The sequence below is a fragment of the Pararhodobacter marinus genome, assembly GCF_003122215.1.
Classification (GTDB): domain Bacteria; phylum Pseudomonadota; class Alphaproteobacteria; order Rhodobacterales; family Rhodobacteraceae; genus Pararhodobacter; species Pararhodobacter marinus.
The window spans coordinates 165,950-185,004 of sequence record NZ_QEYD01000003.1 but is presented as its reverse complement, the minus strand read 5'-3'; the positions used below and the strand labels follow the sequence as shown (position 1 = coordinate 185,004).

At 66.7% G+C, this 19,055-nt stretch carries 15 protein-coding genes; 8 read left to right on the top strand and 7 right to left on the bottom strand.

The window, feature by feature from the left end; all coding sequences use genetic code 11:
- Positions 1 to 155 precede the first annotated feature (155 nt).
- Positions 156 to 3,647, top strand: a complete 3,492-nt coding sequence (gene dnaE / locus C4N9_RS05805) for a DNA polymerase III subunit alpha (RefSeq protein ID WP_109532357.1) — start codon at positions 156 to 158, stop codon at positions 3,645 to 3,647.
- A complete protein-coding gene (locus C4N9_RS05800; RefSeq protein WP_109532356.1) occupies positions 3,640 to 4,440 on the top strand; it encodes a crotonase/enoyl-CoA hydratase family protein in 801 nt (266 codons plus the stop codon). Before dnaE ends, C4N9_RS05800 begins: the two co-directional genes overlap by 8 nt.
- Here C4N9_RS05800 and eda read toward each other — a convergent pair.
- The 4 genes from eda to C4N9_RS21810 all read right to left on the bottom strand — a co-directional run bounded on the left by eda (position 4,437) and on the right by C4N9_RS21810 (position 7,572).
- Positions 4,437 to 5,078: a bifunctional 4-hydroxy-2-oxoglutarate aldolase/2-dehydro-3-deoxy-phosphogluconate aldolase gene (eda, locus tag C4N9_RS05795; protein ID WP_109532559.1), complete on the bottom strand. Its 642-nt coding sequence runs from the start codon at positions 5,076 to 5,078 to the stop codon at positions 4,437 to 4,439. The genes C4N9_RS05800 and eda overlap by 4 nt on opposite strands.
- 475 nt (positions 5,079 to 5,553) lie before the next feature.
- Entirely contained in the window at positions 5,554 to 6,075 is a 522-nt protein-coding gene (locus C4N9_RS05790) for an RSP_2648 family PIN domain-containing protein (protein WP_281260112.1), read from the bottom strand.
- Positions 6,065 to 7,270 (bottom strand): RSP_2647 family RNA methyltransferase, encoded by a 1,206-nt coding sequence (locus tag C4N9_RS05785; RefSeq protein WP_109532354.1) that lies wholly within the window; start codon positions 7,268 to 7,270, stop codon positions 6,065 to 6,067. The genes C4N9_RS05790 and C4N9_RS05785 overlap by 11 nt, the downstream gene beginning before the upstream one ends.
- A 146-nt stretch (positions 7,271 to 7,416) precedes the next feature.
- Complete coding sequence (locus tag C4N9_RS21810; RefSeq protein ID WP_168192131.1) at positions 7,417 to 7,572, bottom strand: RSP_7527 family protein; 156 nt, start codon at positions 7,570 to 7,572, stop codon at positions 7,417 to 7,419.
- Positions 7,573 to 7,818: 246 nt separating this feature from the next.
- Between C4N9_RS21810 and edd the strand changes: the two genes are divergently transcribed.
- The 4 genes from edd to C4N9_RS05765 all read left to right on the top strand — a co-directional run bounded on the left by edd (position 7,819) and on the right by C4N9_RS05765 (position 14,206).
- Complete coding sequence (gene edd / locus C4N9_RS05780; protein WP_109532353.1) at positions 7,819 to 9,624, top strand: phosphogluconate dehydratase; 1,806 nt, start codon at positions 7,819 to 7,821, stop codon at positions 9,622 to 9,624.
- A gap of 418 nt (positions 9,625 to 10,042) precedes the next feature.
- Positions 10,043 to 11,815 carry a bifunctional helix-turn-helix transcriptional regulator/alpha/beta hydrolase gene (locus C4N9_RS05775; protein WP_109532352.1) on the top strand — a complete coding sequence of 591 codons (1,773 nt, stop codon included), beginning with the start codon at positions 10,043 to 10,045 and terminating at the stop codon, positions 11,813 to 11,815.
- A gap of 151 nt (positions 11,816 to 11,966) precedes the next feature.
- Positions 11,967 to 12,686: an endonuclease/exonuclease/phosphatase family protein gene (locus tag C4N9_RS05770; RefSeq protein ID WP_109532351.1), complete on the top strand. Its 720-nt coding sequence runs from the start codon at positions 11,967 to 11,969 to the stop codon at positions 12,684 to 12,686.
- Positions 12,683 to 14,206: a phospholipase D-like domain-containing protein gene (locus C4N9_RS05765; protein ID WP_109532350.1), complete on the top strand. Its 1,524-nt coding sequence runs from the start codon at positions 12,683 to 12,685 to the stop codon at positions 14,204 to 14,206. The genes C4N9_RS05770 and C4N9_RS05765 overlap by 4 nt, the downstream gene beginning before the upstream one ends.
- Here the strand turns inward: C4N9_RS05765 and aat are convergent.
- The 3 genes from aat to accB all read right to left on the bottom strand — a co-directional run bounded on the left by aat (position 14,201) and on the right by accB (position 16,799).
- Positions 14,201 to 14,833, bottom strand: a complete 633-nt coding sequence (gene aat / locus C4N9_RS05760; RefSeq protein WP_109532349.1) for a leucyl/phenylalanyl-tRNA--protein transferase — start codon at positions 14,831 to 14,833, stop codon at positions 14,201 to 14,203. The two genes, C4N9_RS05765 and aat, sit on opposite strands and share 6 nt — an antisense overlap.
- Before the next feature lie 114 nt (positions 14,834 to 14,947).
- A complete protein-coding gene (accC, locus tag C4N9_RS05755; protein ID WP_109532348.1) occupies positions 14,948 to 16,294 on the bottom strand; it encodes an acetyl-CoA carboxylase biotin carboxylase subunit in 1,347 nt (448 codons plus the stop codon).
- A gap of 10 nt (positions 16,295 to 16,304) precedes the next feature.
- The gene (gene accB, locus C4N9_RS05750; RefSeq protein ID WP_109532347.1) at positions 16,305 to 16,799 is read right to left on the bottom strand and encodes an acetyl-CoA carboxylase biotin carboxyl carrier protein; all 495 of its coding nucleotides are present in this window, start codon (positions 16,797 to 16,799) and stop codon (positions 16,305 to 16,307) included.
- A 305-nt stretch (positions 16,800 to 17,104) separates the two neighbouring features.
- On the opposite strand from accB, the gene C4N9_RS05745 reads away from it, so the two are divergent.
- Positions 17,105 to 18,427 (top strand): helix-turn-helix transcriptional regulator, encoded by a 1,323-nt coding sequence (locus C4N9_RS05745; protein ID WP_109532346.1) that lies wholly within the window; start codon positions 17,105 to 17,107, stop codon positions 18,425 to 18,427.
- Between the two features lie 266 nt (positions 18,428 to 18,693).
- On the top strand, positions 18,694 to 19,050 hold the full coding sequence (locus C4N9_RS05740) for a response regulator transcription factor (RefSeq protein WP_245902473.1): 357 nt from the start codon (positions 18,694 to 18,696) through the stop codon (positions 19,048 to 19,050).
- Positions 19,051 to 19,055 lie beyond the last annotated feature (5 nt).

The following is a 19,055-nucleotide window of genomic DNA, read 5'->3' as shown; positions in this document are numbered from 1 at the left end:
AAGCGCGGCGGATGCCCCTGTTGTCCTGGTCAGTGAACATTGCCCCCGCGTTTCAGACAAGCCCAGACTTGCCGCCAGCGCGAGAAGCATTATCGCCGTTCTGTAGAAAATCGCGCCGCCCTTGCGCGGCTTTGCCCGCCGGATAAGCTGTCACCATGGCCAACCCCCGATTCATACATCTGCGCGTCCATACCGAATACTCGCTTCTCGAAGGCGCGGTGCCGGTCAAGGCGCTGGTGAAGACCTGCGGCGCGCTGGGAATGCCCGCCGTTGCCGTCACCGACACCAACAACCTGTTCGCGGCGCTGGAATTTTCCGTCACCGCCAAGGGCGCCGGCGTGCAGCCGATTATCGGCTGTCAGGTCGATGTGCAATTGCCCGCGCGCCAGCCCGGTGAGAAACCGCGCCCGGCGGCGCCCGTGGTTCTGCTGGCGCAGAACGAACGCGGCTATGAAAACCTGATGAAGCTGAATTCGTGCCTGTATTTGCGCACGGATGGCAGCCTGCCGCATGTCACGCCCGACGAATTGTCCGCGCATTCCGAGGGACTGATCTGCCTCACCGGCGGCTCGGACGGGCTGGTCGGACGGCTGTTGCGGGACGGGCAGGCGCCCCGCGCGCAAGAGGTCATGGAGCGGCTGGCGGGGATCTATCCCTCGCGGCTCTATGTCGAATTGCAGCGCCATCCCGGCGAGGGCGGCGCGCTGCCGCAGGCCGAGCAGATGACCGAGCGGCCTTTCGTCGAAATGGCCTATGCGATGGATCTGCCGCTGGTTGCGACCAATGATGTCTATTTCCCCAAGGCCGACATGTACGAGGCCCACGATGCGCTATTGTGCATCAAGGAAGGCACCTATGTCGACCAGCAGGAACCGCGCCGGCGCCTGACCCCGCAGCACTACCTCAAGACCCCTGACGAGATGGCGGCGCTGTTCGCCGATCTGCCCGAGGCGCTTGAAAATACGGTCGAGATCGCGCGCCGCTGTGCGTTCGGTGCCTATAAACGCGACCCGATCCTGCCGAAATTCGCGGATGACGAGGTCGAGGAACTGCGTCGTCAGGCCTGGGACGGGCTACGCGCGCGTCTGGCCGTGATCCCCCATGCCGCCCCGGTCGAGGACTATGAGGCGCGGCTGAAATTCGAGCTGGGCATCATCGAGCAGATGGGATTTCCCGGCTATTTTCTGATCGTGGCCGACTTCATCAAGTGGTCGAAGGACAACAACATTCCCGTGGGGCCGGGCCGGGGGTCGGGCGCGGGCTCGCTCGTGGCTTATGCGCTGACGATTACCGACCTGGACCCGCTGCGCTATTCGCTTCTGTTCGAGCGCTTCCTCAATCCCGAACGGGTTTCGATGCCCGACTTCGACATCGACTTCTGCATGGATCGCCGCGAAGAGACGATCCAGTACGTTCAGGAGAAATACGGCCGCGACAAGGTGGGGCAGATCATCACCTTCGGCGCGCTCTTGTCGAAAGCCGCCGTCCGGGACGTGGGCCGCGTCTTGCAGATGTCCTACGGACAGGTCGACAAGCTGTCCAAGATGATCCCGGTCGAGGGGGTGAAGCCGGTTTCCATCACCAAGGCCCTGTCCGACGAGCCGCGCCTGCGCGAGGCGGCCAAGGAAGAGGTCGTGGCACGCCTGCTCGATTATGCGGAAAAAGTCGAAGGATTGCTGCGCAACGCCTCGACCCACGCCGCCGGGGTCGTGATCGGCGACCGCCCGCTGGACGAGCTGGTGCCGCTGTACCGCGATCCGCGTTCGGACATGCCCGCAACCCAGTTCAACATGAAATGGGTCGAGCAGGCCGGTCTGGTCAAATTCGACTTCCTCGGTCTGAAGACGCTGACCGTGGTGCAGAACGCCATCGACCTGATCCATGCCTCGGGGCGCGACCTGCATACCGCGCCCGATGGCAGCAGGCTCTATGAGCCGCCGGAAGGGGCCGAGAACCAGATCAACGCCATCCCGCTGGATGACGAAAAGACCTACAAGCTTTATGCCGACGCCAAGACCGTCGCCGTGTTCCAGGTGGAATCCACCGGCATGATGGACGCGCTGCGGCGCATGAAACCCACCTGTATCGAGGATATCGTCGCGCTGGTGGCGCTCTATCGCCCCGGCCCGATGGAGAACATCCCCACCTATTGCGAAGTGAAGAACGGCGTCAAGGAACGCGCCTCGGTCCATCCGTTGATCGACCATATCCTTGAGGAAACGCAAGGCATCATCGTTTACCAGGAACAGGTGATGCAGATCGCGCAGGTCATGGCGGGCTATTCGCTGGGCGGCGCCGACCTGTTGCGCCGGGCCATGGGCAAGAAGATCAAGGAGGCCATGGACGCCGAGCGGCCGAAATTCGAATCCGGCGCCGCGAAGAACGGGGTGGACAAGAAGAAAGCCTCGGAAGTCTTTGACCTTCTGGAGAAATTCGCAAACTACGGCTTCAACAAGTCGCACGCCGCGGCCTATGCCGTGGTCAGCTATTACACCGCGTGGCTGAAGGCCAATCACCCGGTCGAGTTCATGGCGGCGGTGATGAACTGCGATATTCACTTGACCGAGAAGCTGTCCGTCTACAAGCGCGAGATCGACCGCATGGGGATCGAGATCGTGCCGCCCTGCGTCAACCGCTCGATGGCGATGTTCAGCGTTCTGGACGGCAAGGTCGTCTATGCGCTGGGGGCTTTGAAGAATGTGGGCACCGACGCGATGAAGCTCGTGGTCGAGGCGCGCGGCGATCAGCCGTTCCGGGATCTGACCGATTTCGCGCAGCGCGTGGATCTCAAGCGCGTCGGCAAGCGCGCGCTCGAGATGCTGGTGCGCGCGGGCGCTTTCGACCTCATCGAACGCTCGCGCAAGCGGGTCTTCGATGCGCTCGACGGTCTTGTCGCCTATTCCGCCGCCTCGCACGAAGCGGCGAATTCGGGGCAATCCTCGCTGTTTGCGGGCGGGGACGACCTGCCGCCGCCGCGCCTGCCCAAAACGCAGGACTGGTTGCCGATGGACAAGCTGGCCGAAGAGCATTCGGCCATCGGGTTCTATCTCTCGGGCCACCCGCTCGACGATTACGCCGTCGCGCTCAAACGCAAAGAAGTGCTGACGCTGGCCGAGATCACGCAGAAAGCGCAACGCGGCCCGCTGGTCGCGCGTATTGCGGGCTCTGTCAGTTCACGGCAAGAGCGCAAATCGGCCCGGGGCAACCGTTTTGCCTTCGTTCAGCTTTCTGACCCCACGGGCCTGTTCGAAGTTACCGTTTTTTCGGAAACCCTCGAAGCATCGCGGCAGCATCTGGAAACGGGCATGAACGTGGTCCTGACGGTCGAGGCGACGATGGAAGCCGACACGCTCAAACTGCTCGCACGCGGCGCGGCGCCCATCGACGATGTGGTCGCTGATGCCGGAGCGGCGGGGCTGAAGATACGGCTGGAATCGCCCGATGCGATCCGGGACCTGCTGGAAATCCTGCAGAACCTGCCCGGCAACGCGCCGCGCAAGGCGTTCGGTCCGCTCAGTTTCAGCGTGCCCGATGGCCTGTCCGGCGGCGAGATCGAGATCGATGCCGGGCGCCCCGTGCCCGTTACGCCCGCGCTGAAACATCAGATCCGCGCGGTCGACGGCGTGCTGGCAATCGAAGATGTCTGACATTCTGCGCGTCGAAACAACGGGCCGGATCCGGGTGCTGACGCTCAACCGGCCCGCACAGCGCAACGCCGTCGATCCGGCGCTCGCGCGCGCCCTTTACGACGCGGCGCGTGCCTTCGACGCGGATGATGGCGTCGATATCGCCATCCTGACCGGGGCCGAGGGCAATTTCTGCGCCGGGTTCGACCTGAAGGCCGCGGCTGGCGATGCGGGCCGCGACTGGATCGCCGGGCTGGACATTCCGCCCGGCTGGTCCGATCCCGTGGCGCAGCCCTTGCCCGGCCCGATGGGGCCCAGCCGGCTGCGCCTGTCGAAGCCGGTCATCGCGGCGGTCGAAGGCTTCGCGGTGGCGGGCGGGATGGAACTGGCCCTGTGGTGCGACCTGCGGGTGATGGCGGCCTCGGCCACGTTCGGGGTTTTCTGCCGGCGCTGGGGCGTCCCGCTGATCGACGGCGGCACCGTGCGGCTGCCGCGCGTCGTCGGGCAGGGCCGGGCGAATGACCTGATCCTGACCGGCCGCGCTGTTGCTCAGCCCGAGGCCCTGTCGATCGGCCTTGCGGACCGCGCCGCGCCGGACGGGCAGGCCTTGGCGGTGGCGCTCGAACTGGCCGAAAGCCTGTGCGCCTTGCCGCAGGGATGCCTGCGCGCGGATCTGCTGGCGGCGCAGATGGCGCCCGAGGATCTGGCGCGCGCGCTGACCCGTGAATGGGCCAGCGCCGCGATGGTTCAGGCCGAAGGCCAAGCTGGCGCGGCCCGCTTCGTGTCGGGCGCGGGGCGTGGCGGGTCCGCTTAACGCGGCAGAGCTGCCGCCTCGCGCGCAAGCTCCGTGATACCGGCCCAGTCACCCGCCGCCATCATCTTGGCGGGCGCCACCCACGAGCCGCCGACGCAGGCGACATTGGCAAGCGACAGGTAATCCGTGGCATTGGCCAGGCTCACGCCGCCCGTGGGGCAGAAGGTCGCCTGCGGCAAGGGCCCGCCCAGCGCTTTCAGCATGGCCGGGCCGCCGGCGGGACCGGCGGGGAAGAATTTCAGCGTCCGGTAACCCCGCTCGAGAAGCGTCATCACCTCGCTCGCGCTGGCGGCCCCGGGCAGCAGCGGCAGGCCCTGCGCGGTGCAGGCAGCGATCAGCGCAGGCGTCGCCCCGGGCGAGACGGCAAAGGTGGCGCCGGCGGCCTTGGCGTTGGCCGCGTCATGCGCGCTCAGCACCGTGCCCGCCCCGACCCGCGCGCCGGGCACCGCCGCCATGGCCCGGATCGCGTCCAGCGCACAGGGTGTGCGCAGCGTCACCTCGAGCACCGGCAACCCGCCCGCAACCAGCGCCTCGGCCAGCGGAACGGCATGGTCGAGATCGTCCACCACGATCACCGGGATCACCGGGGCAAGTTTGCACAGGGTCAGGGCGGCGTGGCTTTGCAGGGCAGGGGTCATGGCATCCTCATCGCTTTCCTTGCGATTAGTCAGTTTGCCGGCCAAACGCAAATGTTTCCGCTAACAGCTGGGGAAATACGCCGGATTCGGATGTCAGACGTTTCTGAGCGGGCTGCAGAGTCACGAAGTTGCGCAGATCCGTCGCTCGACGTAGTTCCGGCAATCTATGCACCAAGTTATCCACAGGGCCGTATGTGGGAAACACCTTTAGGGCGTTAAGGTGCGCAAAGAATACAATCATGGGATGCATTCATCGCTTCACATCCGCTCTCAATATCCCCCCTGAAGCCTTGGAATTCCAAGGAAAATGCGAATCGCCTTTGGCGGGGTTCGGTTAACCCTTTATGAAATCACAGGATTCCCGGAATGGCGGGGATTGTGGAGCCTCAGCAGCGGCGGAAAATTATCCACAGACTGGTCCGGAAGCGAAACCACCCCGCCGAGACACCACAAGCGCGCCTCCGGGCTGGAGCGCTCACTCCGTTTCCAGCGCGCGTCCCAGGCGAGGCAGGGTTGCCCGTTTCATCGCGTTCCGCAGGGCGCGGCCCTCAAGACCGGGCCAGACACCGGCAACGATCCGCTCGATGGCGTCGGCGTCGCCGAGCCAGAGCTGCATCGCGAAATCGTCCGGCGAGACCGCGCTCAGCCCCAAAGGCGCGAGGGCGCGTCGCGGGAAGTCGCGCAGGTTCAGCGTCAACAGCAGATCGGCGCCCCCGGCCTGCGCGGCGGCAAGGATATGGCGATCCGTCATATCCGGCAGATCGACAAGCGCGGCATCTCCCGGCGGTGTCAGGGCCCCCGGCCAGGTCAGGCGCAACCGGTCGAGCGTGGCGGGCACGCTGTCTTCGCCCTTGCGGCGCGCAAGGTGAAGCCACTCGGATTCCACGCCTTCGGACCACAGGGGCGCATACAGTCCCGCCTGCGCCGCGCTCAGAAGAAAGCTGCGCAGGATCGGCGGATACAACACGCAGGTGTCCAGAAAGACCTTAAGCGTCAAGGCGATAGGCCAGGGCTTTCAGGTAGCCACTCTCGGCCAGTTGGGGCAGCATCGGGTGGTCCGGCCCGGCGAATCCCGTATGGATCAGCTGCCCCTGACGACGGCCCTTGCCGATCCCGCGCGTGCAGGCTGCGCGGAATTGCGTCAGGTCGGCGGCGTGCGAACAGGAACAAAGCACGAGCGATCCCCCGGGCGCCACAAGCGGCGCGGCAAGCCGGGCGATCCGCTCATACGCCCGCAGGCCCGCATCCAGGGCCTTGCGGTGCGGCGCGAAAGCAGGGGGGTCGCAGACCACCAGATCGAATGTCTGACCTTCGGCGCCCATTGCTTCCAGCGCCTCGAACGCGTCCGATTGGCGGGTCTGGAAGCGGTCGGACGCGCCCATCGCTTTCGCCCCGGCCTCAGCCAGGACCAGCGCGGGCTCGGAGCCGTCGACTGCCAGAGCCGACTGCGCGCCCGCCGCCAGCGCCGCCAGCGCGAAGCCGCCGACATGGCTGAACACGTCGAGCACGCGCCCGCCCTTCGCCAGCCGCGCCGCGAAGGCGTGGTTGTCGCGCTGGTCATAGAACAGGCCGGTCTTCTGGCCGCCCAGCAGGTCGGCCATGTATACAGCGCCATTCATGGGAACCGGGACAGGCCCCGTTACATCCCCGCGCAGGATCACCGTTTCCTCGGGCAGGCCTTCCAGCCCGCGCGCGCGTCCCGTGCCGTTCTTGACCACGTTTGTCACACCGGTGACGGCGCACAGGGCGGCGACGAGCGTGTCGAGATGCTGCTCGGCCCAGGCGGCATTGGGCTGAATGACGGCCGTATCGCCGAAACGGTCGATGACGATGCCCGGGAACCCGTCGGCCTCGGCATGGACAAGCCGGTAATAGGGATCGGGATAAAGCCGTTCGCGCAGCGCCAGTGCCTGCGTCAGACGCTTGGTGAACCACGCGGAATCGAGCGCGGCGCCCGCGTCGCGATCCAGCATCCGCGCCACGATTCGCGATGCGGGGTTGACGGTCACCAGCCCCATCGCCCGCCGTTCGGCGTCTTCCAGCGTGGCGAGCGTGCCGGGCTCGAGCGCGCCGGTGCGGCGGTCGAGCACCAGCTCGTCGCTGTAAACCCATGGGAATCCATGGCGGATCGCGCGCGCTTCGGCTTTCGGCCGCAGCCGTACGACGGGACGGTTGAAGGGAACAGAGGTCATCGGGCTTTCCAGATCGCTTGCGCTCTCATTAACGGCCCGGACCCATTTGCGGAAGGCCAAAGCGACACCGCCCCGCATCCAGTCGGGATGCAGGGCGGTGAAAGCAGAGCTATGTGCGGGGCGTGATCGTGGCGCCTCGCTTTGCGTCAGGCGTGACGGGCCTGTGCGCCGCGCGAGAAGAAGCTCACGATGCCGCGGCGCAGCGAGCGGAAGCCTTCAGCCAGCGCCTGAGCCTGCATCTCACGGGCCTGACGCTCAAGCGTTGCAAGGTCGATCTCTTTGAATTCGGGCATGTCGGTCATGGTCGTCATCCTTTGTGCGAGCTGTCTCGCGATCCGTTTTCCTGAAGCCAATCTACGCCGCGATGCAGCAATCTGCTACGTCCATGTACACATTGCCGCCTTGCACGAAATGCAAGGCTTGCGGGAAGCCACGCAGTGATGCCGAAAGTTCACGCCGAAACATCGGGCGCTGCCTTGCGGTGTTAGCGATAACGCCTTATAACGGGCGCGAGTATTCCCGACATTCCCACGCAGACGAGGCCCTTCATGACCCTCGATCCCCGTATCCGTGACGTCACCGACCGCATCATCGAGCGGTCGCGCCCGGCGCGCGACGCCTATCTGGACCGGCTGGCACAGGCCGCCGAACAGGGACCGGCGCGCGCGCATCTGGCCTGTTCGAATGCCGCGCATGCCTATGCGGCGATGGGCGAGGACAAGGCGGCCTTGGCGGCCGACCGGCAACCCAATCTGGGGATTGTCACCGCCTATAACGACATGCTCTCGGCGCATCAGCCCTTCGAAACATATCCCGCCGTCATCCGCGAGGCCGCGCGGGCGGCTGGGGCCACAGCGCAGGTCGCGGGCGGCGTGCCTGCGATGTGCGACGGTGTCACGCAGGGCCGGGTCGGGATGGAATTGTCGCTGATGTCTCGCGACACGATCGCGCTGGCCTCGGCGGTGGCGATGAGCCACGATTGCTACGATGCAGCGCTCTGGCTGGGGGTCTGCGACAAGATCGTGCCGGGGCTGGTGATGGCGGCGGCGACCTTTGGCCATGTCCCGGCGGTCTTCGTGCCGGCGGGGCCGATGACCTCGGGCATTCCCAACGACGAGAAGGCCAAGGTCCGCCAGGCGTTTGCCCAGGGCCAGGCCACGCGGGACGAACTGATGGCCTCGGAAATGGCCAGCTATCACGGGCCGGGGACCTGTACTTTCTACGGCACCGCGAACACCAACCAAATGCTGATGGAGATCATGGGTCTGATGCTGCCCGGCGCGGCCTTCGTCAATCCCGGCACCGGCCTGCGCGAGGCACTGACCAAGGCCGCCGTGCACCGGGCGGCGGCGATCACGCATCTGGGCAATGACTGGCGCCCGGCGGGGCATGTGCTGGACGAGCGGGCCTTCGTCAACGGCATGGTCGGGCTGATGGCGACCGGCGGTTCGACCAACCTGATCCTGCACCTGCCGGCCATGGCGAAGGCGGCGGGTATCACCCTGACGCTCGAGGATTTCGAAGCCGTCGCCTCGGTCGTGCCGCTTCTGGCCAAGGTCTATCCCAACGGACTCGCCGACGTGAACCATTTCCACGCCGCGGGCGGTCTGGGCTATCTGATCGGGCAATTGCTGGATGCGGGGCTGTTGCACGAGGATGTCGAAACCGTCGCGGGCACCGGGCTGGCGCGTTATGCGCGGGAGCCGAAGCTGATCGACGGCGCGCTGACCTGGGTCGATGGCCCGGCCGAGACGCTCAATGACCGGATCCTGCGCAGCGCGAAGGATCCGTTCCAGCCGACCGGCGGGCTGAAACAGCTGACCGGCAATCTGGGGCAGGGCGTGATCAAGGTCTCGGCGGTGAAACCCGAGAACCACGTGATCGAAGCGCGCGCGCGGGTCTTTTCCGACCAGCCCGCGGTCAAGGCCGCGTTCCAGGCGGGCGCGTTCACCGAGGATACGGTGGTCGTCGTCCGGTTTCAGGGGCCGCGCGCCAACGGGATGCCCGAACTGCATTCGCTGACGCCGGTTCTGGCCGTGCTGCAGGATCGCGGGCTGAAGGTCGCGCTGGTCACGGATGGCCGGATGTCGGGCGCGTCGGGCAAGGTCCCGGCGGCGATCCATGTCGCGCCCGAAGCGGCGGCAGGCGGGCCGATTGCCAAGCTGCGCGACGGCGACCGGGTACGGCTGGACGCGGTAACGGGTGAGCTGAGCGTGCTGGAGCCGGATTTCGACAGCCGCGAGCCGGTCGTGGCCGATCTGAGCGCGAACAATTTCGGCGTCGGGCGCGAGCTGTTCGCCCGCCTGCGCGCGGGCGCGACCGATGCGACCGAGGGCGCCTCGATCCTGTTCTGAGACCGGCTTGGCGGCCGGGCCATCGCGCCCGCACCGCGCGTAAACGGCGGCCGGGCCAACCTGTTTCCCGGTTGGCCCGGCCTGAGCATCGCCTCGGCAGCGACAGCCCGCACGGTCGAATTGGCGCGGGCACATGCCGGACAGAAGCGGCCCCAGCGTAGCGATCCCGGTGAAATCCCCCCCGATATCGCGGGAAACGGCGCACCGCGCCGGTCCTGACATCGACGGGTTGGAAACCACTGCGACCCTCTGGCTCGGTCAACGGGTGATCGAAAAGCCTGCGTCACTCAATGATCCCAGCATCCTCCGAAATCGCGCGCGCGGCTTCACCCATTCGGGTTAATAAAGTCGTATTTTCCTGATAAATGGTGCATGATGGGCGTTTCTGGAACGCTTGTCTCAACCTTTGAAGGCCCCGATGCGCGGAGATCCCGAAAGCGATGCCCTTGATGCCGAGCGGGCGCGACTCATCGGCAGCATTTACGAGGTGGTGCTGCGCCCCGAGCATTATGACGCCTTCATGGAAGACTGGTCCGATTTCGTCGATCAGGCAGCGCGCCGTCTGGGGGAATTGCGGATATCGGACACGTCCTCGACGCGGCAGCTTGAAGACCCGGTGATCGAGGCGCATTTTCGCCGGGCCTTTGCGCTGTTCGAACGCATGGGCCGCGGCGAGACCATCGTGCCGGGCGCAAGCGCGGCGGATCCGCCGCTGGTACGAATCGCGCGCGAGGGCACGGTGTCCTTCGCCGGCCCCGAAGCCGCTGAGATCTTCGGCAGTCCCGTCACGCTTGACGCCATCCGCGACGCGCTGGAGCCCGACAGCGCCGCGCGGCTGAAGGGGTTCCTTTCGGCCTTTTCGCGCGCGCCGTCATCGGGGCGTTTCGCGGTTCTGTCTCTGGCCGAGTCCGGGTCCGAGGCGACCGCCTCGCTGCCCGGCGGGGGGCTTGTGTCGATCACCTCGCTGCGCGACCCCGAGGGCGACGGCTTCGTGACCGAGTTGCGGACCATGAACGTGGGGTGGACCCCGGCGCTGGCGCGGGTTCTGGTCGAAAGCTTCCGGCTGACCCCGCGCGAGGTGGACCTTGTGCACGAACTTACGCGGGGCGGCGATCTGCCCGCCGTGTCCCAGCGCACGGGTCGGTCGCTCAACACGCTGCGCGCGCAACTGAAATCCGTGTTCTCGAAAACCCGCACCGGCAGCCAGCCCGAGCTGATGCGGCTGGTCGGCGCGGTGATGCTGCACGGGCCGGACCGGGAAAACCAGGTCGATACGCCGGCGGGCGACGGCGGCGGCGATGAGCGGCTCATCGAACTGGGCGAAGGCCGCAAGATGCCGGTGATGGTTCTGGGCCCCGAGGACGGTCTGCCCGTGGTTTTCGTCCACGGGATGCTCGAAGGTCTGGGATGCCTGCGACATGTCGAGCCCGCCCTGTACCAGGCGGGCATCCGGCTTTACGCCCCGATGCGCGCCAATTTCGGCAATTCCTATGTCGATCCAAGGGTCCGCGACGCGCCCGACCTGTTCGCGCGCGATCTCGCCCGCGTCCTGCAGGTCCTGGACCTGCCGCGCGTCGTCGTGCTGGGTCATATGGCGGGGGCGATCTATGCCTATGCCGCCGCTGCGCGGCTCGGGGCCTCGGTCGCGGGGATCGCCGGGGTCGCAGCCTGCGTGCCCATCGTGTCGATCGAACAATTCGCCACGATGACCCCGCGCCAGCGTGCCGTCGCCTACACCGCCCGTTTCGCCCCCGCGCTGTTGCCGGCGGTGCTGCGCGCCGGCATGGCCCAGATCGATTCCAGCAGCCCGCAGCGTTTCATGACGCCGCTCTATTCGCGCGGGTCACGCGACCGCGAGGTGATCGAACGCTCGCATATCGGGCAGTCGATCCTCGAAGGGTATCGCTACACGGTCGCCCAGGGGCAGAAGGCATTCCAGATCGACGCGTGGCATGTCACCCGCGACTGGTCGGCGCTGGTCGTGGGCTCGGACTGCCCGGTGCTGTTGATCCACGGGGTGATGGACCCGGTCGTCAGCTTCGACAGCGTGCGCGTCTTCGCGCAGCGATACGGGCGCATGCATCTGGAGGAGATCGACCACGAGGGGCAGCTTCTGCTCTACAGCCAGCCCGAAAAGGTCGTGGCCCGGATCGCCGCTTTCGCCCGCAAATGCCTGACCGGCGAGGATTGACCGGAGAGACAGGAAGCGTGGCACAACGGGACGCAGCCATTGCCGGTTTCGCGGGGCGCCCCATATGGAAGGAAGCGCTGCCACCTTTCGCCCCGCCCCTTGTCCAAACCTTGTCCGAACCTTGTCCGAACTGGCCCCCCGGTCCCGCCCCATGCCGCAATCGCCCGAACTGATCGTCGGATCCTACAATGTCCACAAAGCCGTCGGCACCGACCGGCGGCGCGACCCGCATCGCACGATCAGCGTCATCCGCGAGCTGGATGCCGATCTCGTCGCGCTGCAGGAGGTGGATCGCCGTTTCGGGGATCGGCGCGGCATCCTTGACCTTGACGAGCTCAGCGACGCCACCGGCCTGACGCCGGTGATGCTGAGCACCCGCAAGAGCGAGGCCGCGCATGGCTGGCACGGCAATCTCCTGCTGTTTCGCAACGCCACCCTGCGCGACGCGCGGGTGATCGACCTGCCGGGATTCGAGCCCCGCGGCGCGATCGTCGCGGATCTCGATTTCGAAACCCACAGCCTGAGGGTGATCGCCACCCATCTTGGCCTGCTCAAGGCCTCTCGCCTGCAGCAATCGCACCGCCTGGTGGACGAGATCGACCCCGACCATCCGACGCTGATGATGGGTGACATGAACGAATGGCGGCGCGGCGTGACCTGCTCGCTCATGCCGCTCCGGTCCGGGCTGGATGCGGTCCACCGCACCCATTTCGCGCCCAGCTTTCCCGCCCGGCGTCCGGTCCTGCCGCTGGACCGGATCATCGGCTGCACCCGCGCCGAGGTCGTCGATCTCGCGCCCCATATCTCGCCGCTTGCGCGTCTTGCGTCGGACCATCTTCCGATCCGCGCCCGGATAAGGATTTCCGCATGACCGAATGGATCGGATGGGCCGCCTCGGGCGCGGCCCTCTTGGTGGTCTTGGTGGCTACCGGCTTGTGGATGGTGGGCCGTTTCGCGAAGAAAGCGCGCGGAAAGCCCGGCCACATGATCCCCTGGGGTGACGAGACGGCCTATGACAAGCTCATGGCCGAAAAGGAAGAGGCACATCCCGGCCTGTCCGGCATCCGGCTCGTGCCCAACGAACACGAAGCCCTCGCGATCCGCATCGCGCTGGCGCGGGGCGCCGAGCGCAGCCTCGATCTGATGTATTATATCTGGGAAGACGACCTGTGCGGGCGGCTGATGGCCTCCGAGATCCTCGCCGCCGCCGATCGCGGGGTCAGGGTCCGGATCCTCATCGACGATGTGAACATGCTGGGCCGGGTGCCCGCCTATCGGTCGATGGATCGCCATCCGGGCATCGAGGTGCGGCTCTTCAACCCGATCCGCAACCGCGACTGGAGCGTGCTGCGCGGGATCGAGCTGATGATGAACCTGCTGCCGTATAACCGGCGCATGCACAACAAGATGTTCATCGCCGATTACCGGATCGGCGTGACCGGCGGGCGCAATGTCGGCGATTCCTATTTCGGGGCGCCGAAATCCGGCGGCATGTGCTTTGACGATCTCGACGCGCTGGTCGCGGGTTCCGTCCTGCGCGGGATGGGCGAGCTTTACGACAATTTCTGGAACTCGAACGTCGCGCTGCCCCTGCGCACCATCCGCTTGGGCAAGGACACGCGCCTGAAACGGTTCCGCTCTTTCATCGCCCGCTTCCTCGCCGAGCCGGCGAACCGCAAGCGCATCGAGGATATGAGCGTGCCGGTGCTCGAAGGCACGACCGAAACGCTGAAGCTCGATCTCCTGCGCTGGATCGACAGCCTGGAATTTCTGGGCGACCCGCCGGAAAAGGCGCTGCGCGAACGCCGCAACGGCTGGCTGCCCGGCTCGCTGATGCCGATCGTGAACTCCGCAACACGCGAATTGCGGATCATGACGCCCTATCTGGTGCCCGGAAAGCGCGGCCTTGCGCAACTCGTGGCCCTGGCCGAAAAGGGCGTCGATATCGAGATCATCACCAACGGGCTGGGCCGTTCGGACAGCGTGCTGGTCTACGGCGCCTATCGCTGGTACCGGCCCCGGCTTCTCAAGGCCGGGATCCGCCTGGTCGAAGCCGCGCGTCCCGACAATCCCAACACGATGCTGCACGCGAAGACCTTCGTCGTCGACGGCAAGGTGGCCTTCGTGGGCTCGTTCAATTTCGACATGCGCTCGGCCTTCATGAACACCGAGCTGGGGCTCGTGTTCAAGGATCCGGTGCTGATCGATGAGCTGCAGAAACTCTTCGACGCGGCCGGCGCCCCGCAGCGCGGCTGGCGCGTCAGCCGCGACGGGAAGCTCCTGCGCTGGACGCGCGGCGCGGAAACCACCCATCTCGAACCGGGGACGAATTGGTGGAAACGCGCGCTGACCTTCTGCATCGGCCATATGCCGATCCACGGCTTCCTATGACCAGAAGGCACCGTCCGTCGCGGCCAGATTGACCGGCGCGAAGGCCGCGCCGTGGTCGGCCCCCGCCTCCAGCGCCGCCTGCAAAGCCGCGCGGTAGCGATGGCGCGGCATCTCGATCCCGCCCAGGCTTTGCAGATGCGGCGTCATGTATTGCGTATCCACCAGCGAGAACCCGCCGCGCCGCAGCCGCGCGATCAGCTCGGCCAGCGCCAGCTTCGAGCCGTCGGTGACAAGCGACACCATGCTCTCGGCAAAGAACGCGCCCCCCAGAGCCAGCCCGTACAGGCCGCCCGCCAGCGCTCCGGCCTCGTCGCGCACCTCGATCGAATGCGCCATGCCGCGGGCATGAAGCGCCCGGAAAACCCCGGCGATCTCATCGTTGATCCAGGTGACGGGGCGGTCGGCACAGGCCGCCAGCACGCCGTCGAAATCCGTGTCGCAGGAAAACCGGAACCCGCCCCGCCGGCGCGAGCGACGCAGGCTGCGCGAGACATGGAACCCTTCCGGCGGCAACACCCCCCGGAGCCGCGGCTCGAACCAGTGAATCTCCGGATCGTCGGCGGATTCTGCCATCGGAAAGACACCGCCCGCATAGGCTCTGACGATCAGTTCAGGCGTCAGCCGCATCCGGCCCCTTCACTTTGTCACAAATACTCACGGGGGTTTCCAAAGGGGGAGCGTGCTTCCCCTTTGGGCAGGGGGTGCGGGGGGCGGCAGCCCCCCGCTTTGCCCGGTTTCCGCTCAGCCCAACTCGGCTGCGAGGAATTTTTCCAGCCAGTGGATATCGTAATTCCCGCTCAGCACGTCCTCGTTCTCGAGAAGCGCGAAGAACAGCGGCACGGTGGTGTCGATTCCGTCGATGATCAGCTCGCCCAGCGCGCGTTTCAGCCGCGCCAGCGCCTCGGGACGGTCGCGGCCATGCACGATCAGCTTGCCGATCAGACTGTCGTAATAGGGCGGGATCCGGTAGCCGCCATAGAGCGCCGAATCCATCCGCACGCCCAGCCCGCCGGGGGCGTGGAACGTGTTCACCATGCCGGGGCAGGGTGCGAAATTCGGCAGCCTCTCGGCATTGATGCGAACCTCGATCGAATGGCCCAGAACCTGCAGGTCTTCCTGCCGGAAGGACAGGCTGTTGCCCGCCGCGACCCGGATCTGTTCGCGCACCAGATCGACGCCGAAGATCGCCTCCGTCACCGGATGCTCGACCTGCAGACGGGTGTTCATCTCGATGAAATAGAACTCGCCGTCCTCGAACAGGAACTCGATGGTGCCGGCACCGGCGTATTGCATCTTGCCGATGGCGTCCGCGCAGACCTTGCCGATCCAGGCGCGCTGCTCGGCCGTGATGACCGGGCCGGGGGCCTCTTCCAGCACCTTCTGGTGGCGCCGCTGCAGCGAGCAGTCGCGCTCGCCCAGATGCACCGCGCCGCCCTTGCCGTCGCCGAAGACCTGGATCTCGATATGGCGCGGCTTTTGCAGGTATTTCTCGATATAGACCTCGTCGTTGCCGAAGGCGGCCTTGGCTTCAGACCGCGCGGTGCGGAAGGCCATTTCCAGCTCGGTCTCCGATTTCGCGACCTTCATGCCGCGCCCGCCGCCGCCGGCGGTGGCCTTGATGATCACCGGATAGCCCATGCCGCCCGCGACCTTCTTCGCGGTCTCAAGGTCCGGCACGCCGCCCTCGGATCCCGGCACGACCGGGATGCCCAGCGCCTTGGCGGTTTCCTTGGCGGTGATCTTGTCGCCCATCTGGCGGATATGCTCGGCGCGGGGGCCGATGAAGGTCAGGTCGTGATCCTCGACCATCTGCACGAAATTGGCGTTTTCCGACAGGAAGCCATAACCGGGATGGATCGCCTGCGCGCCCGAGATTTCACAGGCCGAGATGATCGCGGCCATGTGCAGGTAGCTGTCGACCGAGGGCGCCGGGCCGATGCAGATCGCCTCGTCGGCCATGCGGACATGCATCGCGTCGCTGTCGGCGGTGGAATGCACGGCGACGGATTTGATGCCCATCTCACGGCAGGCGCGGATCACCCGAAGCGCGATCTCGCCGCGGTTGGCGATGAGGATTTTCTCGAACATGGGAAGCCCCTTATTCGATGATCATCAGCGGCGCGCCATACTCGACCGGCGTGCCGTCGGTGACGAGGATGCGCTTGACCACGCCCGAGGCCGGGGCGGGAATGTGGTTCATGGTCTTCATCGCCTCGATGATCAGCAGGGTCTGGCCCGCGCTGACCTGCTGGCCCACCGACACGAAGGCATCGGCGCCGGGTTCGGGCGCCAGATAGGCCGTGCCCACCATCGGCGAGGCCACCGCGCCGGGATGATCGGCGGGATCGCTGCTTTTCGACGCGGCGGCGGGCGCGGCGGCGGCCGGAGCCGAGGCCGCGGGGGCCTGCGGGGCCGGTGCATAGACCGGGGCCGGGGCTGCCGCCATCGCCGACATCTTCGACACCTTGACGTTGAGCGTATCGTTCTCGCCGTATTCGCGTTTGACCGAAATCTCGCTCAGCTCGTTATCGTTGAGCAGTTCAGCAAGGGCCTTGATGAAGGCCACGTCGTCGGTGGAGTGATCTTTGCTCATGGACATCCTCTTTGGGGGCAGCTTCGGACGCCCCAGATGCTTTTCATTCATGCGTTCGGCGCTAACGCGATTTGCCGCGGCGTTATACGTTACGCTCCGCTCGCTGAAAAGCGCGTTTCTGGGCGGCTTGCGTCTTCGTGCCGTCGGATCGGGCCGCCGGGCGCGGCGAACAGCTTCCTGACGGGACCCGCCGCCCCCCTCCGATCAAGGGCCGGCCCCGGCTTTGCAGGCTTGACGGGCGGGGGCGCGCAGGACCAAACAAGGATCTCGCAACCCGCAACCAACGGCAAGGGATACGCAGCCGGATGCCAAAATCCGCCCTGTCCGGGACCCGGATCCGCGCCTTGCGCACCGCCCGGCGGATCGGGCAGGCCGATCTTGCGCGGCTGGTCGGGGTTTCGCCCTCGTATCTCAATCTGATCGAGCATAACCGCCGCCGCGCCTCGTCCCGGGTGATCGAGGCAATCGCCGAGGCGTTGCAGATCCCCGCCGCGACCCTGCAGGAAGGCGCCGGCGACGAACAGCTTGCCGCCCTGCGCGCCGCGGCCGCGCGCGCGCAGCCGGGCGCTGCGCCGGAAATCGACCGGGCCGAGGAATTCGCCGGGCGCTTTCCAGGCTGGGCCGCGCTGCTGGCGCATCTGGCCGCGCATTCCGAGATGCAGGAGCGTATCGTCGAGCGGCTCTCGGACCGCATGGCGCATGACCCCAACCTGTCGGCCTCGTTGCATGAAATCGTCTCGGCGGTGACGGCGGTGCAGTCGACGGCGGCGATTCTGGCCGAGTCCGAAGACCTCGATCCCGAATGGCGCGCGCGGTTCCACCGCAACGTCCATGCCGATTCGGTGCGGCTGGCCAATGCCGCCGAAACGCTGGTCGCGTTTCTCGACACCTCGAGCGAGGAGGCGGGTCTCGCCGCGCCGCAGGAAGAGCTGGAAAGCTGGCTGGAGCGGCAGGGCTATCATGTCGCCGCGCTCGAAGACGGCGCAAGCGTCGATATCGCCGCGCTCACCCAGGGGCAGGCGGAGCTGGCCTCGGTTGCGTCCCGGCAATTGGCCGAGGGCTGGCTGATCCGCGCCCGCGACGACGCCCGGGCGCTGCCGCTTGCCCAGCTGATGCCCGTCCTGTCGCGTCTCTTCGCCTCGGGTCAGGCCTTTGCCCCCGACGTGCTGGCGCAGCGTTTCGGGGTCTCGCTGGCGCGGCTGTTCCGGCGGCTGGCCACGCTGCCCGTGCAGCAAACGATCCCGCGATTCGGGCTGGTGGTCTGCGACGGGTCGGGTACGATCACCTTTCGCCGCCCCGTCGACGGCTTTCAGCTTCCGCGCTTTGGCGGCGCCTGTCCGCTCTGGCCGCTTTACGAGGCCCTGTTGCAGCAGGGCCGCCCGGTCCGGGCCTTTGTCGAATTTTCGGGCCGTCTGCCCGCGCGGTTCGTCGCGCATGCCGTCGCCGACCGGCGCGGGCCGTTGCAGTTCGAGGCGCCCAATGCCTGGGAATCCTCGATGTTGCTGACGCCGGCTGGCGCGGTGCCCGATGCGGGAAGCCTGCCGACGCGGCTGGTCGGGTCGAATTGCCGGGTCTGTCCGCGCGCCGGCTGCGCGGCGCGGCGCGAGCCGTCGATCGTGTCGGTCTGACCCGTGGCGCGGAACACCTTTCGCCGCCGCTTCCCGGCAGAACCGCGCGCAGCGACTCTTTGACACAGGGTTTTTTAGACGTAATAGTCGGGCCCTGGACGGTCGTCAGGGGAGGAGTACGACCGTCCGTGTGCGGAACTGGGGAGGATCGTCGCATGGGCCACGGCGGCCCCGACCAAGCGTCGGGTGATGATTCACCGTTCTGCGCACAGGGGCAGGCCGGCCCGCGTTCAGGCGAGGACGCCAAACGCGGAGCCGGCCGCCGCGTGCTCGTGGTCGAGGACGAGCCCAACATTTCCGAAGCGATCCGGTTCATTCTCAGCCGCGACGGCTGGCAGGTCGAGATGATCGGCACGGGCGAGGGCGCGCTGGACCGCATCGCCGCGGGCGAACCCGACGTGGTGATCCTGGACGTAATGCTGCCCGATCTCAGCGGCTACGACGTGTTGCGGACGCTGCGGGTCAGGCCCTGCACGGCGCGGCTGCCGGTGATCGTGCTGACCGCGCGCGGTACGGCGGCGGCGCGCGAGACGGCGCGCGATGCCGGGGCGTCGGTGTTCATGGCCAAGCCTTTCGTCAATTCCGAACTTCTGAGCGTCGTGCGCCAGCTTGCCGGGGCATGATCGCC